Genomic DNA, 18,288 nt, shown 5'->3' with positions numbered 1-18,288 from the left:
GGCCTGTTCCAACTGACCAGAAGACGGGAGCATCCTCATGAAATCCTTGACCGCCATGGCCGGCCTCTTGTGCGTCGGCGTCGCTATTGCCAGCCCTGCAAGCGCCGCGGAAGCCGGCCCCCGTGCCAGGCTGCTGATCAACTTCCTTCTCCAGACCGGCGACACGAACGGCGACGACCGCCTCGACCCGCAGGAGATCGAGACGCTACGGCTCCACGCCTTCGAGCGCGCCGACACCGACGGAGACGGCGCGATCTCGCAGGCCGAGATCCGCAAGGCGGCCGAGCGGCGCCAGCGCCGCGCCGAGATCGCGCGGATGATGGGAGAGGAACGCCTCGACCAGTTCGACCTTAATGGCGACGGCGCGGTCTCGCTGAGCGAGTTCCAGTCCGCGCCCCGCCCCGGCCTGGCGCTTGTCGACCTCGACGCCGACGGTTCGATCGACCGCACGGAACTGGACCGCATCGCCGAAATCCTGGCCGCCGCCCGCTGACACGGGCCGGCGCCTGTCCGGGACCGGCGCGATTGTCGGTCCCGGCGGGGGCGTCTACAACAACACGGTCACACACGATGGGTGATCGGAAGCGGGATCAAGTCGCCGTGCCGCGCGAGGACACAGATGACGAGCTTCTTCGCGCCGCGGCCGGCGGCAGCGAGCGGGCCTTCGGCCTGCTCGTGTCGCGCCATCTCGACCGCGTCCGGCGCGTCGCGCAGGGCTATGTCGCCAACGCCGCCGACGCCGACGACATCGCCCAGGACGTGTTTCTTGCCGTCTGGCGCAATGCCGCCAGATGGGAGGCGGGCGAGGCGAGGTTTTCGACATGGCTTTTCCGCGTCACCGCCAACCGCTGCATCGACCACATGCGGCGGCGAAGGCTGAAGTCCTGGGTGGGGCTCGACAAGGTGGAAGCAGTGATGGCGAATGACGACGATCCGGAGCGGACCCTGTCGGGGCGCGGCGAACTCGCGCTGGCCGCGGCGGCGGTCAAGGCGCTGCCCGACCGGCAACGCATGGCGCTGCTTTTGAGCGTCGTGGCGGGGCTTGCCAATCCGGAGATCGCGCAAACAATGCAGATCAGCACGGGCGCGGTCGAACAATTACTGGTGCGCGCAAGGCGCACGCTGCGCGATCAGGCAACCGGGCGCGAAAGGGCCGAGTGATGGACAGGGATCAATTCGAACAGTTTCTGCTTGCCCATGGAGGTGACCCCGACCGCTGGCCGCACGGCCGGCGCGACGCGGCGCTCGCCCTGGTCGCCACGGATGACGAGGCGAGGCGCATGGCCGCGGCGATCGGCCATGTGGACCGGTCGGTGCAGGCTGCCGCCGCTGTCGGCCCGGCCGGCGATCTCGCCGCGCGCATCCTCGCGATCGCGACCGGCGACGAGAGGGCGATCTTCGACGTCACGCCGGCCGGGATCGCCGGCGTTCTCGCCGGGTCTCTCGGACTGGCGGGGATCGGCTACGCGGTCACTGCCGCGGTCGCCGGGCTGATCGTTCCGGCCGCGCTGCTCGACACCGTCGCGACAGTCGTCGCGTCGGGCGTCGCGGGAGGCTTCTGATGACAGCGCGCGGACTGAACAAGCTCCTGGTCGCGATCCTCGTGCCGGTGTCGATCCTGGCCTTCCTGTCGACCGGGACGGCGATGTGGATGTGGCGCAACCCCGGCGCGGTGATGGCCGTGCGCCAGGCCGTCGACGTCTACCCGCCGGCGCTCCGCCGCGCCATCCGCGCGGAATTCGACACCTATCGCGACACCGTGCGCGCGGACGTCGCCGATATCGACGCGGCGCGAAAACGCATGTTCGACCTGATGCGCGCCGACCCGCTGGACGAGGATGCGGTCCGCGCGGCGATGGCCGACGTGCGCCAGGCGGTGTCCGACCTGCAGGCGACCGGGCAGGAGCATCTCCTCGACGTCATGCGCGACGCGGACCCCGCCGAGCGCGCCAAGATCCGTACGCCGCGCGAAGGCTTCTCCGAGCGGCTGGAGAGTTTCCGCGACTGAGACAGCCCGGAACTTTCGCGCGCAGGTTGAAGACGATCACCCTGCCGCCACGGCCGACAATGCCGAAAAATTGGGCAAAGACAGGCGTGCAAGGCCTAATTCGAGGGGGCTCTTACGCACAATGGATAATTGCGGCCTGTCCGGGCAATCCGGTACCAAACACCTTCCGGTCGAATGCTGAAGGAGGCGGCCGTCCGGTTACCAGTTCATTTTTTGGGAGGAGCCCTATGAGCAAGAAGCTTATCGTCAACCGCCGTTCGGTGCTGAAATATGGCGGCGCCGCATCGGTGGCGCTGGCAACGCCGTACTTCTTCACCCGCGGTGCACTCGCTCAGAGCGAGAACTACCGCAACGCCCCGACGGGCGGCACGGTCACCTTCGGCTTCAACGTGCCGCAGACCGGCGCCTACGCCGATGAGGGCGCGGACGAGCTGCGCGCCTACGAACTCGCTGTCGAGCACATCAATGCCGGCGGCGGCGGCATGCTGGACACGTTCTCTTCCGCGGCCCTGCGCGACGCAGGCGGCGGCGTGAACGGCAAAAAGGTGGAATTCGTCACCGGCGACACGCAGACCAAGTCTGACGCGGCTCGCGCGTCGGCCAAGCGCATGATCGAGAATGACGGCGCCGTGGTCATCACCGGCGGTTCGTCCTCGGGCGTCGCCATCGCCGTCCAGGGCCTTTGCCAGGAAGCCGGCGTCATCTTCATGGCCGGCCTGACCCACTCCAACGACACGACCGGCAAGGACAAGCGCGCCAACGGTTTCCGTCACTTCTTCAACACGGAGATGACGGGTGCCGCGCTCGCACCGGTGCTCAAGAACAACTACGGCACCGACCGCAAGGTCTATCACCTGACGGCCGACTACACTTGGGGCTGGTCGCAGGAAGGCTCGATCCAGAAATACACCGAGCCGCTGGGCTGGGAGACCGTCGCAGCTGTCCGCACGCCGGTCGGCGCAGGCGACTTCTCGCAGTACATCACGCCGATCCTCAACTCCGGCGCCGACACGCTGGTGCTGAACCACTACGGCAAGGACATGGTCAACTCGCTGACCCAGGCCGTGCAGTTCGGCCTGCGTGACAAGCAGGTCAACGGCAAGGACTTCGTCATCGTGGTTCCGCTCTACTCGCGCCTGATGGTGCAGGGTGCCGGCGACGCCGCGAAGGGGATCTTCGGTTCGACCAACTGGCACTGGTCGCTGCAGGACGACGCCTCCAAGGCATTCGTCCAGTCCTTCGGCGAAAAGTACGGCTTCCCGCCGTCGCAGGCCGCGCACACCTGCTACGCACAGGCCATCCTCTATGCGGATGCCTGCCAGCGCGCCGGCACCTTCCAGCCGAGCGTCGTGGGCGCCCAGCTCGAGGACTTCGACTTCGACGGTCTCGGCAACGGTCCGACGACCTATCGTGGTTCCGACCACCAGTGCTTCAAGGACGTCCTGGTCGTGAAGGGTAAGGAAAACCCGTCCACCAAGTACGACCTTCTGGAAGTCGTGGAAGTCACGCCGCGCGCCAATGTCGAGTACCCGGCCGAACTGCTCGGCGGCGAGCTCGGCCCGTACAACGACGGCGCAGCCTAAGCACCTTCGACACCGAGCGACCGGCCGCCAGATTGGCGGCCGGTTCGCAATAGGATAGTCTTCAAGTCCGCGCGGGAGGAGCCGCCGGACTGTTTCGGCGGTATATCGTTATGGACGCAATATTCCTTCAGATTCTGAACGGACTGGACAAGGGCGGCGCATACGCGTTGATCGCGCTCGGCCTGACGCTGGTCTTCGGAACGCTGGGCGTGGTCAACTTCGCGCATGGCGCCCTCTTCATGCTCGGCGCATTCTGCGCTGTCACGCTTCATCGCATTCTCAACATCTCCTTCGAGCGGGTCAGCGAGACGCAGAAGGACTTCCTCGGCAATCCGCTGAAGGAACAGGTGCCCTATCTGCAGGAATGGTTCGGCCCCCAGGTCAGCGAATTCCTGCTCGACTGGTCGGTGCCGATCTCCATCCTGCTCGCCATCATCGTGATGGGGATCATCGGCGTGGTGATGGAACGCGGCCTGATCAAGCATTTCTACAAGCGTCCGCATGCCGACCAGATCCTCGTGACCTTCGGCCTCGCGATCATCCTGCAGGAGATCGTCCGGCACTATTTCGGCGCCAACCCGATCCCGCAGTCCGCGCCTGACGTGTTCGCCGGCGCCGCCAATGTCGGCAACTGGGTCGGGCTGGGCGACAATGTCATCTATCCGTGGTGGCGCCTCGTCTACTTCATGTTCTCCGCCCTCGTGATCTTCGGCGTCTTCGCCTTCCTGCAGTTCACCACGTTCGGCATGGTCGTGCGTGCCGGCATGCAGGACCGCGAGACGGTCGGCCTCCTGGGCATCAACATCCAGCGCCGCTTCACCGTCGTCTTCGGCCTCGCCGCCGCGGTCGCCGGCGTCGCCGGGGCGATGTACACGCCCATCCTGCCGCCGGATTACCACATGGGCATGGACTTCCTCGTCCTGTCCTTCGTCGTCGTCGTCGTCGGCGGCATGGGCTCGCTTGCAGGCGCCGTCCTGGCCGGTTTCATGCTCGGCATCCTGCAGAGCTTCGCATCGATGAACGAGGTGAAATCCATCCTTCCGGGCATCGACCAGATCATCATCTATCTCGTCGCCGTGATCGTGCTCCTGACGCTGCCGCGCGGACTGATGGGCCGCAAAGGCGTGATGGAGGACTAAAATGTTCAGCTCGCTCTCCCGTAACGACTGGCTGCTGCTGATCGTCTTTTCCGCAATCGTGCTGGTGCTCCCCTGGGCGCTCCAGCCGATCGGCGCGGCCTATCCGGACCTTCTGCAGAAGTTCGCCATCTTCGGCATCTTCGCCATCGGCTTCAACATCCTGTTCGGCCTGACCGGCTACCTGTCCTTCGGCCACGCCGCCTTCATCGGCGTCGGTTCCTATGTGGCGGTGTGGTCGTTCAAGCTCCTGACCATGAACGTCATCCCGGCCGTCATCCTGTCGGTCGGCATGGCCGCGGTGTTCGCGTTCCTCATCGGATACGTGTCGCTGCGCCGCTCGGGCATCTATTTCTCGATCCTGACGCTGGCGTTCGCGCAGATGAGCTACAACCTCGCCTATTCGGTGCTCACGCCGATCACCAATGGCGAGACCGGCCTGCAGGTGCGTGCCATCCGCCAGACGGCGGAAACCTCGCTGCGCGACGGCGACGTGCGCGTCATCGACCAGCTGTTCGGAATTCCCGAGGTCGGCGTGCCGATCACCAATCTCTTCGGCATGAAGATGAGCGGCTATCCGGGATTCTATTTCTGCGCCGTACTGCTGATCATCTGCTTCTTCATCGCCATGTGCATCACCAAGTCGAATTTCGGCATGATGCTGAAGGCGATCAAGTCAAACCAGAACCGGCTCAACTACACCGGCATCCATACCCGCCCCTATCTGATATCGGCCTTCGTGATCTCCGGCATGTATGCCGGGCTGGCCGGCTCGCTTCTGGCGATCACCGACCCGATCGCGGGCGCCGAACGCATGCAGTGGACGGCCTCGGGCGAAGTGGTCCTGATGACCATTCTCGGCGGCGCCGGCACGCTTGTCGGCCCGGTGCTCGGCGCCGGCCTGATCAAATATGCCGAACAGAAGGTCTCGTCGTGGAACGAGGGCATTCTGCACAACGCCCTTTCGGCCCTGCCGGACGGTGTCGAGGACTTCCTCGTCGGACTGTTCTCGTTCTTCGTCGGCGAAGGCTGGCATCTGACGCTTGGCTTCCTGTTCATGGTCATCGTGATCTTCCTGCCAGGCGGGCTGATGGAAGGCGCACGCCGGATCAGGGCTTCGTTTGGCCGGGACAACTCCAGCAAGGCGAGCGGTTCCAAGACCGTCAGCCAGCCAGCGGAGTAAGGAACATGAACATGTCTGCTGCTGAAACCATCACCGAGGACGAGGACGAGCGCGGCTTCAAGAGCGGCGTTCCGGACAAGGTTCTGCACATCGACGACGTGCACAAGAGCTTTGCCGGCCTGCACGCGCTGTCCGACGTCGACCTCGACGTGCGCAAGGGCGAAACCCATGCGATCATCGGGCCGAACGGCGCCGGCAAGTCGACGCTGCTGAATGTCTGCGTCGGCCGCCTGAAGCCGGATCGTGGTGCCGTCATCTTCGACGGCGACACGCTCACCGGCAAGGCGCCGCACGAGATCAACCAGCTCGGCGTCGCCCGCGTGTTCCAGACGCCGGAGGTCTTTCTCGACCTCACGGTCTTGGAGAACGTCATGGTACCCGCCCTGTCGAAGCGTGACGGCCATTTCAAGCTGAACCCGTTCGCCGCCTTCACCTCGGAAAAGAAGATCCGCGAAGAGGCGATCGAGATCATCCACAATGTCGGCCTGCACGCGCAACTGAACGACATCGCCACCAGCATGTCGCGCGGCGACAAGCGGCGGCTGGAACTGGCCATGTGCCTGATCCAGCATCCGAAGCTGCTGCTGCTCGACGAACCGACCGCAGGCATGGCCCGCGCCGACACCAACGCCACGATCGATCTTCTCAAGAAGATCAAGGAGGGCGGCATGACCAAGGTGATCATCGAGCACGACATGCATGTCGTGTTCTCGCTGGCCGACCGGATCAGCGTCCTGGCAGGCGGGCGGATCATCGCCCAGGGCACGCCCGAGCAGATCAAGAACGACCCGCGGGTCAAGGAAGCCTATCTCGGGGAGGAGCAGGTATGATGGAGGCCGCGGAAACCAAGAGCATGATCCGGCCGAAGGCCGCGGATCCGAAGTCGCAATATTTCGCGGTGCGCGACCTGAACGCCTATTACGGCGACAGCTACATCGTGCAGAACGTGTCGTTCGACATCAACGAGGGCGAGATCCTCGCCCTGCTCGGCCGCAACGGCGCCGGCAAGACCTCGACGCTGCGCACCATCGCGCGGGCCGGCTCGCCGGAACTGCGCACCGGCGAGATCTGGCTTAAGGGCGAGCCCGTCCACCAGATGCAGTCGTTCCAGGCGGCGCTGCACGGCATTCAGCTGGTGCCCGAGGATCGCCGCATCATCCCCGGCATGACGGTGGAGGAGAACCTCGACCTGGCTTGCATCTCCGGCGAACTGGGCTGGGACTACGAGCGCATCTACGCGCTGTTTCCCCGCCTGAAGGAGCGGCGCAAGCAGGAAGGCACGACCATGTCGGGCGGCGAACAGCAGATGCTGGCGATCGCCCGGGCACTGGCCCGCGACCTGAAACTGCTGCTGCTCGACGAACCCTATGAGGGGCTCGCGCCGGTGGTGCGCCACGACATCGAGAAGGCGCTGATCGAGGTGCGCAGCGCCGGCATCACCACCATCATCGTGGAACAGAACGCCGTCGCCGCGCTGAAGCTCGCCGACCGGGCTGTGATCCTCGACACCGGCGAGGTCGTCTATGACGGCTCGGCCAAGGAGGTGCTCGAAAACGAGCGGCTGCGCCACGACTACCTGGCGATCTGATCGCCGAACCCTACATCCGATGACGGGCCCGCCAATGTGCGGGCCCTTTTCGTTTCAGACGGGCATGCCGGAGAACTTGCCGACCAGCTCGGCGATGTTGCGGGCGCCGAATTTCTCGAGCAGGCGGGCGCGATAGAGTTCGACGGTGCGGTAGGACAGGTTCAGCTGCAGGCCGATCTCCTTGGAGGTCAGTCCCTGGCAGGTCAGCATGGCGACCTCGCGCTCGCGCGGCGTCAGCGCCACGACGGGCCGCGCCTCCGACAGGTCGGAGAACGACCAGACGCCGCGTCGGAACGGGTCGTCCGGGGTCAGCGACTGGCCGCGCACGCGGCACCAGAAGAGTTCACCCGTCAGCCGGCGCATGATCCGCTCGTCGTCATAGCGGCCGGTCTGGCGCATCGCCGACAGCCCGCGCGCGCCGATGCGCTCGAAATCCTCCTGCGAGGGATAGAGCTGGTCCAGCGAACGGTGGAGAAACGCCGCCTCGCTGTCGCCGAAGGTCTCGCAGAACCGCGCATTGCAGCGCCGGACGACCCGGTTTTCCAGGAGCGCGAGGCCGAGCGGCGCGTTGCGGAAGGCGATCTCGTCGAGTGTCATGTCCTCCAATAGCGCCGCCGCGCGGGCGAGGCCAAGAGGTTCGTATTTCTACAGAGTTGATCGCGCAGCCGGGCGGGGCTTACCCTCTCGGCAACAAGAGGAGGAGGCACGGATGGTGCACATTGTCGGCTGGGGGCACACCCCGTTCGGAAAGCTCGGCGACATGTCGCTGGAAGACCTGATCCGCGAGGCGGGCACCGAGGCGCTGGCCCATGCCGGCGTCGCGCCCGGTGACGTCGACGGCATCTGGATCGGCCACTTCAACGGCGGCATGGTGCCGGACGGATTTCCGGCCTCCTTGGCGCTCGCGATCGACCCCGCCCTGCGTTTCCGCCCCGCGACCCGGCTGGAGAACGCCTGCGCCTCCGGCTCGGCGGCCGTGTTCGCCGCGCGCAACGCGATCCTGGCCGGCGAAGCCCGCATCGCGCTGGTGATCGGCGTTGAGAAGATGACGCATCTGCCCACAGCCGATGTCGCGACCGCGCTCGGCCACGCCTCCTACCAGAAGGAGGAGGCCGGCCTCTCTTTCCCGCAGGTCTTCGCGCAATTCGCCAAGGCCTATTTCGAGCGCTACGGGGATGCGACCGAGGCGCTGGCCATGATCGCGTCGAAAAACCACGCCAACGGCGCCAGGAACCCGCTGGCGCAGTTGCGCAAACCGCTCGACGTCGCGTTCTGCGCCGCCGAGAGCGATCGCAACCCGATGATCGCCCCGCCGCTGAAGAAGACGGACTGCTCGCTCGTCTCCGACGGCGCCGCCGCGATCGTGATGTTCGCCGACGACATCGCCGCCACCATGCCCCGCGCCGTCAACCTCCGCGCCGCGGTTCAGGTCAACGATTTCCTGCCGATGTCGGCGCGCGACGTGCTCGCTTTCGAGGGGCCGCGCGAAGCGATGCGCCGCGCGATGCAGGCGGCCGGTGTCGGGCTGTCCGATCTCGACCTGGCCGAGGTGCATGACTGTTTCACCATCGCCGAACTGCTGATCTACGAGGCGATGGGCCTGACCGAACCCGGCCGCGGTATCGACGTCCTGAAGGAGGGGACCGTCTATCCGGGCGGTGCGCTGCCCATCAACCTGTCTGGCGGGCTGAAGGCCAAGGGGCACCCGGTCGGCGCGACCGGCGTTTCGATGCATGTGATGGTGTCGCGGCAGCTAACAGGAGACGCAGGCGAGATGCAGGCGCCGGACGCCGCGACGGGCCTCGTCTTCAACATGGGCGGATCGGGCGTCGCCAATTACTGCTCGATCCTGGAAGCGGTGAGGACCTGATGAACCTGGCGCTCTGGCTCGAGCGGACGGCCGCCGTCAATGGCGACCGCCCTGCCCTGTTGCACGGCGAGACCGTCTTCGCCGACTATTCGACCTTTCACGCCCGCGCGGCGGCGCTGGCGGCCGCGCTCGGCCGCGAGGGCGTGGCGTCCGGCGACCGGGTGGCGCTGTTCATGAAGAACTGCCCGGACTATCTCGTCGCGCTCTACGGCATCTGGATCGCGGGGGCGGCGGCGACGCCGATCAACGCCAAGCTGCATGCGCGGGAGGCGGCCTATATCATCGCCAATGCCGGCGCGAAGCTCGCCTTTGTGACGCCCGATCTCGGCCCGGCGCTGCGTGAAGCGACGGACGCCGCCCTGATCGATGTCGCGACCGACCGTTTCGCCGCGATGACGACGGGCGAAGGACGGTCTGCGGAACCGAAGGAACCGGGCGATCTCGCCTGGCTGTTCTACACCTCCGGCACGACCGGGCATCCGAAGGGCGTCTACATGACCCACGGGATGTTGATGGCCACCTCGCTGTCCTATCTGTCCGATGTCGACAGCGTCAGCGCCGAGGATGCCGCGCTCTATGCCGCGCCGATGAGCCATGGCGCGGGCATCTATGCACCGGTGCATGTGCTGCAGGGCGCGCGGCATCTGTGTCCGCGATCCGAAGGCTTCGATGCGGACGAGGTGCTGGACCTGTCAAAGTCCGTCGGACCGACCTCGATGTTCATGGCGCCGACCATGGTGCGCCGCCTGACCGACAGGGCCAAGGCGACAGATCGCGGCGGCGAGGGCATTCGCACGATCGTCTATGGCGGCGGGCCGATGTATCGCGCCGACATCGAGGAAGCGGTCGGGATCTTCGGCTCGAAATTCGTGCAGATCTACGGCCAGGGCGAGTGTCCGATGGCGATCTCGGCCCTGTCGCGGGCCGACATCACCGACCGTGCGCATCCGCGCTGGCGCGAAAGGCTGGCCTCGGTCGGGCGGGCGCAGTCGCTGGTCGAAATCCGCATCGGCGACGAGAACGGCGCCCCCCTGCCCGCGGGTGCCATCGGCGAGATCATGGTCAAGGGCCTGCCGGTGATGCCCGGCTACTGGGAAAACCCGGAGGCAAGCGCCAAGGCGCTTCGCGACGGCTGGCTGATGACCGGTGATGTCGGCACGCTCGACACCGACGGATACCTGACGCTCCAGGACCGGTCCAAAGACGTGATCATCTCGGGCGGCACCAACATCTATCCGCGCGAAGTGGAGGAAGCGCTGCTGACGCATGCCAGCGTCCACGAGGTCTCTGTCGTCGGCCGGCCGTCTGCGGAATGGGGCGAGGATGTCGTCGCCTTCGTCGTGCCCGCTTTCGGCGCGCGCCTCGATCAAGCTGCGCTCGACGCGCATTGCCTCGATCGGATCGCCCGGTTCAAGCGGCCGAAAACCTATGTCGAAGTCAGCGAATTGCCGAAGAACAATTACGGCAAGGTGCTGAAGACCGAGTTGCGCAGGAGACTTGAATAGGAGGAGGAGACATGACCGACCTGAGCGGGAAGACCGCGCTGGTGACGGGCTCGGTGCAGGGCATCGGGCTCGCCATCGCCGAAGCGCTGGCAGGAGCCGGCGCACGTATCGCCGTGCACGGACTGGCCGGCGACGCGCAGATCCACGAGGCCTGCACACGGCTCAGGCGGTCGGGCGCACCGGAAGCGGAGTTCTTCGAGGGCGATCTTCGCGCACCCGACCAGATCGACCGGATGATGGACGCCGTGGCGGCGTGGGGCGGAGCCGACATCCTCGTCAACAATGCCGGCATCCAGCAGACCGGGCCGCTGGCGGAGATGCCGCGCGAGGTCTGGGACGCCACCATCGCGATCAATCTCTCCGCGCCCTTCCACACCATGAAGGCTGCGCTACCGATCATGGCCGAGCGCGGCTATGGGCGGGTGATCAACATCGCGTCGGTGCAGGGCATCATCGCGTCGAAGGAGAAGTCGCCCTATGTCGCCGCCAAACACGGCCTTGTCGGCCTGTCGCAGGTCGCCGGTCTGGAATACGCAGCGGCAGGCGACCGTGCGAAGGGCGGCGTGACGGTCAATTGCATCTGCCCCGGCTGGACGGACACTGCCATCATCGCACCTCAGGTGCGCGAGCGCGCAGAGGTCCTCGGCTGCGACCGGGAAACGGCGATCGCCGATCTTCTGAAGGAGAAGCAGCCGTCCTTGCGCATGTCCGATCCGTCTGAGATCGCCGCGCTGGCGCTGTGGCTCTGCTCGCCGATCGCCCACAACCTTACCGCGACGGCGATCCCGATCGACGGCGGCTGGACCGCGCAATAGCGCGTGCTTCATTTCAGGCGCGGCGCTAAATCGCCTGATCCGCCGCGTCGAAGAAGTGCAGACGTTTCGGCTCGAAGGCGAGGCCCACGGTCTTGCCCCTGATGTCGTCGGGGACGTCGTCGGTGCGGACGATCAATTGGCCGACCTCGCCGCAATCGAGATAGAGATAGGTGTCGGCGCCGAGATACTCGAGCACCTCCACGCGTCCCCTGCACACCGCTCCCTCCGGCTCGGTCAGATCGATGTGTTCGGGCCGGATGCCGAGCTTGACCGCACCCTTGCCATCGCCCCGGTCGAACGGTCCGTTGCCATGGCCGGGCAGCCTGTACTCGCCCCCTCCGGTCGTACAGGGCAGGATGTTCATCTTGGGCGATCCGATGAACTGGGCGACGAAGAGGTTCTGCGGTTTCTCGTACAAAGTGCGCGGCGAGCCCACCTGCATGATATCGCCGTCCTTGAGCACGACGATCTTGTCCGCGAGCGTCATCGCCTCGACCTGGTCATGCGTCACATAGATGATCGTCGTGCCAAGCGTTTCATGCAGCTTGGCGATCTCGAAGCGCATCTCGACGCGCAGCGCGGCATCGAGATTGGAGAGCGGTTCGTCAAACAGGAATCCCGATGGCTCGCGCGTGATCGCGCGGCCGATGGCGACGCGCTGGCGCTGGCCGCCGGACAGTTGCTTGGGCTTGCGGTCGAGATAGTCCTCGAGCTTGAGAATGCGAGCGGCGTCCGCCACGCGGCGCGCGATCTCGGACTTCGGATGACCGGCCGTCTTCAGGCCGAAGCCCATGTTCTCGCCGACCGTCATGTGCGGATAGAGGGCGTAGGACTGGAAGACCATGGACAGCTTGCGCTCCGACGGCACGGCCGCGGTCACGTCATGGCCGTCGATCAGAATGGCGCCGCGAGAGACTTCCTCCAGCCCCGAGATCAGCCGCAGGAGCGTGGATTTTCCGCAACCGGACGGACCCACGAAGATGACGAACTCGCCGTCATGGATCTCCAGATCGACGCCCTTGATGACCTGAAGCTGGCCGAACCACTTTTCCACCTTCTGCAGCGTGATCGATCCCATGTGTCTTCCTTTCAGCCCGCGTCGCCGGCGTATTCGCTGAGCAGCGCCAGATGGACGGCCGCCGTCCAGGTGAAGTCCGAGCCGCCGAGCCCCTCACCGGTCAGCGGATCGAAATATTCGAAGAAGCCCGACTGGCGCACCATCGCGAGCGTGTCACGGCGAACCCGCTTCGCGAGATCGGCATGACCGTGGGCGTCGAAACCTGCGGCGATCATCCAGTTCATCACCGACCAGACAGGGCCGCGCCAGTAGCGCCGCTGCTCGAACCCGTCGTGTCGGGGATCCCAACTCGGGAACACGTATCGGCACCTGTCGAAGATGTCTCGCGCCTGCCGGACGATCTCGTCGCGCTGTCCCGGCGTGCCGGCATTGGCGTAGAAGGCGAGCATGGAAGCGTTGGAGATGGCCGGCGACAGGTCGCCCGTGCGCAGGTCGCGGGCGACGAACCCGCCGGCGGCGTCGCTCCACAAAGCCTGAACGCCCTCGTCGGACAGGGTGATCCAGTCGGAGATGCGGCGCCTGGCAGGGTCGTCCCCAAACCGTTCCGCCAGCGCCATCAGGTCATGATCGGCGCGCATCAGAACGAACTGGACGCAGGGATCGGCCATGAAGAAGGGCCCCTCGCGGGCAATTCTCTCATGATCCCATTCGCATTCGCGGCCAAACTTCACGATGGTCAGATAGCGGTCATAGGTCTCGCTGGTCGGCCGTGTCGCGGCATCGGCGACATCGGTGTCACGGCGGCGATAGGCGCCGAGGTCGTCGGCAATGGCGATGCGCTGCATCGCGGCGTCCCAGTCCGGACAGTTGTCGCGGCCCGATTCCCAGGGGTGGATGATCCCGACTAGGCCGGTTCCGTCGGGATCGCGGTCGCGATGCCACCATTGGTGCCAGGCGAGAAGTTTGGGAAACATCGCATGCGCCCGGCGCTCGTCGTCCCTGCCGCCGGTTTCGACCAGCCATCGCGCCACGCTGGCGACGACCGGCGGTTGCGAGTGGCCGGAGGTGGGCGGCTCGGTCGTCGATCCCCAGACGCCCGGGCCGGGAAAATACTCGGGATCGACCTTCCGGAAGATGATGTGGGGGACCATGCCGTCCTCCCACTGACCGTCGAACAGCCCCTCGATCTCGCGCCAAGCGCGGTCCCGGTCGAAGGTCGCGAAGCCGAGCGCGGCGAAAGCGGAATCCCAGTTCCACTGGAACGGATAGAGCCTCGCCGTCGGCACGGTGTATCCGCCCCGGTCATTGCCGCGCAGGATCTCGACGGCCTGGCTGTCCCGTTCGCTCGCCACGGCCTAGCCTTTCACGCCGCCGGCGGTGAGACCGGACACGAGGAAGCGCTCGAACCACAGGAACAGCACGAGCACCGGAACGGTCGCGATCACCGCACCCGCCATCAGGTGCTGGCGCGGCACTTCAGACGAATTAAGGGAAACGACGCCGCGTGAGAGGGTGAACATGTCGATGTTGTCGAGGAACATGAAGGCGAACAGGAATTCGTTCCAGGCGATCATGAAGACGTAGAGCGCGACCGAGGCGAGCGCCGGCAGGGAAAGCGGCATTGTGATCTTGCCGATCACGCCGAGGCGCGTCAGGCCGTCCATCAGGCCAGCCTCCTCCAGTTCGGAGGGTATGCCGCGGAAATGGCCCTGCAGCATGTAGAGCGCGACGGGAATCGTCGTGGCCGGATAGACGATCAGCAGGCCCGCAAGCGAGTTCCTCAGGCCGAGTTGCGAAAAGACGGCATAGAGCGGGATCACCAGCACGATGCCCGGGACCATGTAGATGAGCAGGATCGAGCGCGACAGGAAGGCCTGCCCCGGAAACCGCAGCCGCGCCACTGCATAGGCGCCCGGCACGGCGAAGCACAGCGTGATGATCACTGTCGCGATGGAGACGATGGCCGTGTTCCAAAGGAACGTGCCGAAGTGATACTGCGTGAACAGCTCGATATAGGACCGGAACAAGCCGGCCGGCCCCTGGGCAAGATCGAGCGAGAAATCCAGCGGATTGGCGATAAGCTGGGCCTGGTTCTTCAGGCTGGTCATGACCATCACATAGAAGGGAAGCGCGACCATGACCGTGAAGAAGACGAGGCCGAGCCCCTTGGCCACACGGATGACAACCGTCTCGAACTGATAGCGCGTCATCCGGCCCGACGGCGCGTCGCCGACGCTGCGATCGATGGCGAACCAGGTCGCCAACACGAAAGCGGCGACAGCGACGGTCTGAGCGAGCGGGACAGCCGACAGAGGCAGGCCGATCGGGGCGCCGAAGGTGGCCACGCCGAGAACGATGAAGACCGCCGCGATGGCGGCGATGGTGACACCAGTGCTGCGCGCCCCCGGCTCGAAGGCCATGATCAGCGCGCCGCATGCCGCGCCCGCCAGCATGGCGGCGCCGATCGGCGGGGCGGTGACCGCGCCGGAGATCAGCATGAAGACGACCGAAACGACGATCATCCATATCGCGCCCCAGATGGCGCCGACAATCAGTCCGATGAGTGTACCGGGGCCAGGCCGCATCGCTCAGCCCTCGTCCTGCGGAGAATATTTGAAGATGACGAGCGAGAATATCAGCAGCACCGTGAAGACGACGACGGCCACCGCCGCGCCCGCCCCGAGATTGGAAACGGCGAAGGCCTGCTCATAGACATTAACCGTCAGGGTGCGTGTTCCGGCGGCGCCGCCGGTGAGGAGGAAGATGTCGTCGAAGTTGTTGAAGCTCCAGATGAAGCGCAGCAGGAACAGGATCGCCAGGATGCCGACGAGCTGCGGCAGCGAGATGTACCAGAACTGCTGCAGCGGCGACGCGCCGTCCATCTCGGCTGCCTCGTACATGTCGGACGGGATCGACTGCATGCGCGCCAGGATGAAGAGGAAGGACAGCGGGAAGCTGCGCCAGGCCTCGATGGCGATGATCGTCGATAGCGCCACGGGGAAATTCACCGTCAGGCCGAAGAAATCGAGCGGCACCGCGCGTTGCCCGAGGAAGTTGACCGGCTGCTCGATGGCGCCGATCTGCCGCAGGATGGCGTTCAGCGCGCCGGAGAACGGGTCGAGCAGCAGAACCCATGTGAAGGCTACCGCGATGACCGGCGCCACGTAGGGAAACAGGAACAACCCGCGCAACGCGGTGCGTCCGGCGAAGGCCGAGTTCAGCATCTGGGCCGCGAACAGGCCGAGAATGATCGCGCCGAGCGTCGCGAAGACCGTGTAGTAGACGGTTACCCGTAGCACCTGCCAGAACTCGCTCGCCGAGAAGATCTTGTCGAAATTCTCCAGCGTGAATTCGAAGCTGGTGAGGACGTTCTGCGAGGTCGCGTGCGAGACCGCCTCGCTGTCGCGGATCTCGACGGGATTGTCGATGAAGGCCTGATCGGCCGAAACCTCGATCTGCACCCGGTCGCGGAAACGCGCCTCGACATCTCCCAACGTGCAAAGCAGGTCCCGGCCGGTCAGCGTGCAGCGCTCGTCGAGATCGCCGACGACACTCAGCCCGTCCGGCAGCGTGTCGGCGAAGCTGACGTCTCGGAGCGGCTTGTCCTGCGAGGAATTGCGCAGCCGGTATTCGATCGTCGCGACATCGCCCGGCGCGACGAGGTCGCCGCGCAGCCGCTCGTTGACGAACAGCCGGGCAGAACGCAGATCGCCCAGGCCCACCGGCTTGAAGGAAATCCAGAAGTTGGCGAGCAGCGGCGCCAGAACGACCGCCATGACGATGGCGAAGGTCGGCAGCAACATGGAATAGGCGAGATTGCGCTCGCGCCGGGCCAGAGGGCCGATCGTGGTCGGCGGCCCCTTCTCGGGCTGTCCGGCACCTGCCGGATAATCAGCACTGTTGGCCATGTCGTCTGCCCTGCAACCCGGTCGTCGCCCATCGGCGGGTCAGACACTGCCGCCCCGCCGATGGGTGGAACACGCCCGTCAGATAGCGCCGAGTTGCTCGTTCATCATCGACACGGCCGTCGATGCGTCGATCTCGCCGTCGATATACTGGCGAACCACCCGGTTGATGGCCTGGCTGTTGATCATCTTGGAGGCGAGCGACAGCTGGCCTTCCTTCACGCCCCAGCGATCGGCGGTCTGCAGGCCGACCGTGATGCTCGCCACCGTTTCGGCCGGATAGAGGTCCGCCAGCGGCGCCTTGCGATCGACGCCGACCGGGAGCTGCGACCAGCCATCGGTGAACTTGCTTGGCTCGTCCGGCGTTCCGGTTCGGACCGGGAACAGCCCTTCGGGCGCCATGGAGAGGAAGTCGAGATAGCCGTCGTCCATCATGAAACGCACGAATTCCGAAGCGACGTCGGTGTTCGCGTCGGTCGTTACGCTGATGTAGTTCAGGCTGGCCCAGGCCGCACCGTCCGGGTTGGACGGGCCGGAGAAGGTGGTGACCACGGCCGTCTTAGACGCCAGTTCGGTCGAGGTCGGGTCGTCATTGATGGTCGGCGGGGCGGAATCGCGCAATCCGGCCAGCTCGTCGAGAATGAAGGGCGACCAGATGATCATCGCGGCATTTCCGGAGAAATAGAGTTCGCGCGACTGCTGCCAGAACAGGTCGCCGGGCGGCGAGGCCTCTGCGAGCGTCTTGTAGAAATCCAGCACCTCGGTGGTCTTCGCCTCGTCGAGCGGCGCGAAGCCGTCGGAATCGACGGGCGAGACGCCGTTGGCGAGGAAGACGTGCTCCAGCACCTGGCTCATGAAGGCCTCGTCCACCTTGGTTGCGGCGACGAAACCGTACATGTCCGGCGGATTGTGCAGCGCTGCGACCGCGGCCTCGATGTCGGCGTAGGAATCGGGCGTTTCCAGCCCGGCCTCGTCGAACAGGTCCTTGCGGTAGACGATCATCTGCGTCCAGCCATTGACCGGGACGGACGCCGTCAGGCCCTCGAAATCGGCCATCGCGACGGCACCGGCCTGGAACGTGTCGGCGCCCAGTTCCTCGATGATCTCGGCATTGGTCTCGGCGTCGATGATGCCGGCCTCGGCCCAGGGCAGCACCGTGGGAAGCGTGTGGTAGATCACGTCGGGCAGGTCGCCCGCGGCGAATGCCGCTGTCGCGCGCGTCACGAGGTCACTTTCCGTGACCGGAATGACATCGACATCGTGACCGGTCTTTTCCTTGAAGGCCGCGACGATCTCTTCCTGAACGGCCAGCCGCTCGGGCTGCTCCTCGGTCGTCCAGAAGCGGATCGTGTCCGCCTGGGCGATGGTCGCCATGCTGGCGGACAGAAGCAGGGCTCCGGTCAGTTTGCTGGTGATACGCATTCGCTTTACCTCCCTTTGGATCATGGATCGGCGCAACGGCCCTTCCCGCAGGAACTCGCTCCTCTCGACCGTCTCTCGTGTCGCGGCGGTCCATCGGACGGGCTTGCCGGCCTTCGATGAACACGCGGATTTTCGAGGACTCCTCCCTCACGCAGAGAAAGCTTCTTCCAAAGCGCTTGCGGAATCAAGGCGCAAGAACTCCAAAAGAGTGTTAGCTGCCACTTTCAGTATGAAGCGGCCGAGAGAAATGCAGAT

18 protein-coding genes are annotated in these 18,288 nt (G+C 65.5%); 12 read left to right on the top strand and 6 right to left on the bottom strand.

All coding sequences use genetic code 11. The features are described 5' to 3' along the window. Nucleotides 1-37 precede the first annotated feature (37 nt). From MRY80_RS23890 to MRY80_RS23850, 9 genes are all read left to right on the top strand, one after another. Nucleotides 38-493 (top strand): EF-hand domain-containing protein, encoded by a 456-nt coding sequence (locus tag MRY80_RS23890; RefSeq protein ID WP_293293837.1) that lies wholly within the window; start codon nucleotides 38-40, stop codon nucleotides 491-493. A gap of 77 nt (nucleotides 494-570) precedes the next feature. After that, nucleotides 571-1,161 carry a sigma-70 family RNA polymerase sigma factor gene (locus MRY80_RS23885; RefSeq protein WP_293293835.1) on the top strand — a complete coding sequence of 197 codons (591 nt, stop codon included), beginning with the start codon at nucleotides 571-573 and terminating at the stop codon, nucleotides 1,159-1,161. Further along, nucleotides 1,161-1,562: a hypothetical protein gene (locus MRY80_RS23880; RefSeq protein WP_293293833.1), complete on the top strand. Its 402-nt coding sequence runs from the start codon at nucleotides 1,161-1,163 to the stop codon at nucleotides 1,560-1,562. The genes MRY80_RS23885 and MRY80_RS23880 overlap by 1 nt, the downstream gene beginning before the upstream one ends. After that, nucleotides 1,562-2,008 carry a periplasmic heavy metal sensor gene (locus MRY80_RS23875; RefSeq protein ID WP_293293831.1) on the top strand — a complete coding sequence of 149 codons (447 nt, stop codon included), beginning with the start codon at nucleotides 1,562-1,564 and terminating at the stop codon, nucleotides 2,006-2,008. The genes MRY80_RS23880 and MRY80_RS23875 overlap by 1 nt, the downstream gene beginning before the upstream one ends. Nucleotides 2,009-2,235: 227 nt before the next feature. Beyond that, on the top strand, nucleotides 2,236-3,591 hold the full coding sequence (locus MRY80_RS23870; RefSeq protein WP_293293829.1) for a substrate-binding protein: 1,356 nt from the start codon (nucleotides 2,236-2,238) through the stop codon (nucleotides 3,589-3,591). A 110-nt stretch (nucleotides 3,592-3,701) separates the two neighbouring features. After that, on the top strand, nucleotides 3,702-4,730 hold the full coding sequence (locus MRY80_RS23865; RefSeq protein ID WP_293293827.1) for a branched-chain amino acid ABC transporter permease: 1,029 nt from the start codon (nucleotides 3,702-3,704) through the stop codon (nucleotides 4,728-4,730). 1 nt (nucleotide 4,731) lies between these two features. Further along, nucleotides 4,732-5,910, top strand: a complete 1,179-nt coding sequence (locus tag MRY80_RS23860; RefSeq protein WP_293293826.1) for a branched-chain amino acid ABC transporter permease — start codon at nucleotides 4,732-4,734, stop codon at nucleotides 5,908-5,910. Between the two features lie 11 nt (nucleotides 5,911-5,921). Then, entirely contained in the window at nucleotides 5,922-6,740 is an 819-nt protein-coding gene (locus MRY80_RS23855; protein ID WP_293293825.1) for an ABC transporter ATP-binding protein, read from the top strand. A gap of 23 nt (nucleotides 6,741-6,763) precedes the next feature. Beyond that, entirely contained in the window at nucleotides 6,764-7,498 is a 735-nt protein-coding gene (locus MRY80_RS23850; protein WP_293294222.1) for an ABC transporter ATP-binding protein, read from the top strand. A gap of 54 nt (nucleotides 7,499-7,552) precedes the next feature. On the opposite strand, the gene MRY80_RS23845 is transcribed toward MRY80_RS23850, so the two are convergent. After that, nucleotides 7,553-8,095 (bottom strand): PAS and helix-turn-helix domain-containing protein, encoded by a 543-nt coding sequence (locus tag MRY80_RS23845; protein ID WP_293293824.1) that lies wholly within the window; start codon nucleotides 8,093-8,095, stop codon nucleotides 7,553-7,555. A 112-nt stretch (nucleotides 8,096-8,207) separates the two neighbouring features. Between MRY80_RS23845 and MRY80_RS23840 the strand changes: the two genes are divergently transcribed. The 3 genes from MRY80_RS23840 to MRY80_RS23830 are packed head-to-tail and all read left to right on the top strand — an operon-like array spanning nucleotide 8,208 to nucleotide 11,688. Continuing rightward, nucleotides 8,208-9,368, top strand: a complete 1,161-nt coding sequence (locus tag MRY80_RS23840; protein ID WP_293293823.1) for an acetyl-CoA acetyltransferase — start codon at nucleotides 8,208-8,210, stop codon at nucleotides 9,366-9,368. After that, nucleotides 9,368-10,873, top strand: coding sequence for an AMP-binding protein (locus tag MRY80_RS23835; protein WP_293293821.1), 1,506 nt, complete (start codon nucleotides 9,368-9,370; stop codon nucleotides 10,871-10,873). Before MRY80_RS23840 ends, MRY80_RS23835 begins: the two co-directional genes overlap by 1 nt. 11 nt (nucleotides 10,874-10,884) lie before the next feature. Next, complete coding sequence (locus tag MRY80_RS23830) at nucleotides 10,885-11,688, top strand: 3-hydroxybutyrate dehydrogenase (RefSeq protein WP_293293819.1); 804 nt, start codon at nucleotides 10,885-10,887, stop codon at nucleotides 11,686-11,688. A gap of 25 nt (nucleotides 11,689-11,713) precedes the next feature. On the opposite strand, the gene MRY80_RS23825 is transcribed toward MRY80_RS23830, so the two are convergent. The 5 genes from MRY80_RS23825 to MRY80_RS23805 all read right to left on the bottom strand — a co-directional run bounded on the left by MRY80_RS23825 (nucleotide 11,714) and on the right by MRY80_RS23805 (nucleotide 18,033). Continuing rightward, entirely contained in the window at nucleotides 11,714-12,766 is a 1,053-nt protein-coding gene (locus MRY80_RS23825) for an ABC transporter ATP-binding protein (RefSeq protein WP_293293817.1), read from the bottom strand. An 11-nt stretch (nucleotides 12,767-12,777) separates the two neighbouring features. After that, nucleotides 12,778-14,058, bottom strand: coding sequence for a trehalase family glycosidase (locus MRY80_RS23820; RefSeq protein WP_293293815.1), 1,281 nt, complete (start codon nucleotides 14,056-14,058; stop codon nucleotides 12,778-12,780). 3 nt (nucleotides 14,059-14,061) lie between these two features. Further along, nucleotides 14,062-15,291: a carbohydrate ABC transporter permease gene (locus tag MRY80_RS23815; protein ID WP_293293813.1), complete on the bottom strand. Its 1,230-nt coding sequence runs from the start codon at nucleotides 15,289-15,291 to the stop codon at nucleotides 14,062-14,064. Nucleotides 15,292-15,294: 3 nt separating this feature from the next. Further along, nucleotides 15,295-16,614: a sugar ABC transporter permease gene (locus tag MRY80_RS23810; protein ID WP_293293812.1), complete on the bottom strand. Its 1,320-nt coding sequence runs from the start codon at nucleotides 16,612-16,614 to the stop codon at nucleotides 15,295-15,297. Between the two features lie 78 nt (nucleotides 16,615-16,692). Continuing rightward, on the bottom strand, nucleotides 16,693-18,033 hold the full coding sequence (locus MRY80_RS23805) for an extracellular solute-binding protein (RefSeq protein ID WP_293293811.1): 1,341 nt from the start codon (nucleotides 18,031-18,033) through the stop codon (nucleotides 16,693-16,695). Nucleotides 18,034-18,288: the final 255 nt, after the last annotated feature.

Source organism: Oricola sp., from assembly GCF_022763245.1.
Lineage (GTDB): Bacteria > Pseudomonadota > Alphaproteobacteria > Rhizobiales > Rhizobiaceae > Oricola.
The sequence above is the reverse complement of the archived record's forward strand: the minus strand, read 5'-3'. Positions and strand labels throughout refer to the sequence as shown.